This window comes from Azospirillum sp. B4 (assembly GCF_000333275.1).
GTDB lineage: Bacteria > Pseudomonadota > Alphaproteobacteria > Azospirillales > Azospirillaceae > Nitrospirillum.
In genome coordinates, this window is record NZ_BACU01000358.1 from 1 (window position 1) to 1743 (window position 1743).

Sequence of the window (1743 nt, forward strand, 5' to 3'; positions counted from 1 at the left end):
TCGGGAGCACTCGGCGGCGGAGCGGTCCATCTGGGCACGGCCGGCGTCCTTTACCGCCCGTTCCAACCGGTCGATGGCGGCGGCGGCGGCGGCGGCGGTATCGGCATCGGCCTCCCTGGTGTTGAAGAACAGGAGGTCGTCGGCGCCGTCATCCGGCACCGTCTCCATCCCGTGCTCATCCAGCAGGCGGCGCAGAGGGTTATCAACCGTGGCCTCCAGCGAGGAGCAGCCGATGTCATAGGGAAAGCCGAAGGGCTTGGACTCGGTCCAGGCCCTGCCACCCACGCGGGCGCGGGCCTCCAGCACCGTCACCTCGGCCCCGGCGGCGCGCAGGGCGCCGGCCGCCGCCAGGCCGGCCATGCCGGCACCGATGACCACCACCGTGCGGCCGGGCCGAATGGGCGCAGGGCGGGTCGCCACCGCCCCGGCAAGGCCAGGCAGCCCCGCCAACCACGGGGCCAGCGCCAGGCCGCCGACCAGACCGCGCCGCGACAGGCCGCGGACCCGACCCTGTGAACGGGAAGCACCCGCCATCTCAACGCCTTCCAACAGTACCGTTCCGGCGCGGATGATACCGCCCACGCACCGGCCCTGTCACCGCGCCATCAGGCCGATGCGCCATTTCGTCCTTTCAGGCTAAGGGCTTCTTGCGCAACCCTCAAGCGCCGGGCGGCCGCATCGCGCCCTTGGCTCGTCCTCGATTTCCAGTCCGCTGCGCTCCCCGGAAATCTCCGGCGGACGCAGTCGCGTCCCACAGCGGCATGAAAGGGCGCCTCATGCCGCTGCCAAGGAACGGCAGCTCAGCCCAGGGCGGAGGTGGTGACGGCGCGGTTCTGCTCCCGGGTCTTCTGGAAGCGGATCTTGGGATAGTCCTCCTGCGCGCGGTTCAGCTGCCAGCTGTTGCGCGCCAGGAAGACCAGGGCCCCGTCGTGATCCTCCGCCAGGGCGGAGCGGTTGCTGTCCAGGAAGGATTTCAGCACCACCGGGTCGTCGCATTCGATCCAGCGGGCCGAATCATAGCCGCAGGATTCGAACTTGGCCTTGATGTCGTATTCGGCGTCGATGCGGGCCGCCAGCACCTCGAATTGCAGCGGGCCGACGACGCCCACCACCCAGTCGGCACCGATCAGCGGCTTGAACACCTGGCTGGCGCCCTCCTCCGCGAAGTGCTCCAGCGCCTTGCGCAGGTGCTTCATCTTCATCGGATCGTCCAGCTTCACCCGCTGCAGCAGTTCCGGGGCGAAGCTGGGCACGCCGGTGTAACGCAGATCCTCGCCCTCGGTCAGCGTGTCGCCGATGCGCAGCGTGCCGTGGTTGGGAATGCCGATGATGTCGCCGGGATAGGCGTCTTCCGCCAGTTCCCGGTCCCTCGCCAGGAACAGCACGGCGTTGTTCACCGCCAGCAGCTTGCCCGAGCGCATGTGCTTCAGCTTCACGCCCCGGCGGAAATGGCCGGAGCACAGGCGGAAGAAGGCGATGCGGTCGCGGTGGTTGGGGTCCATGTTGGCCTGGACCTTGAACACGAAGCCCGTGACCTTGCCCTCCTCCGGCTGGACCGTGCGGGTGTCGGCCTGCTGCGGCCGGGGCGACGGCGCGTAGGCCGCCAAGCCCAGCAGCAGCTCACGTACGCCGAAGTTGTTGATGGCGCTGCCGAAGAACACCGGCGTCTGGTGGCCTTCGCGGTAGGTTTCCAGGTCGAAAGGCGGGCACAGCTCCCGCACCATGGCCACGTCCTCGCGCAGC

The 1743-nt window shown here is 69.2% G+C and carries 2 protein-coding genes; both read right to left on the reverse strand.

Translation table 11 applies throughout. The features are described 5' to 3' along the window. Positions 1–534 (reverse strand): FAD-dependent oxidoreductase (locus I55_RS36040; RefSeq protein WP_044561539.1); only part of this gene is annotated, 534 nt, incomplete at its 3' end. Between the two features lie 266 nt (positions 535–800). Then, the coding region (locus I55_RS15770) for an EF-Tu/IF-2/RF-3 family GTPase (RefSeq protein WP_044561540.1) at positions 801–1743 on the reverse strand (943 nt) is incomplete at its 5' end.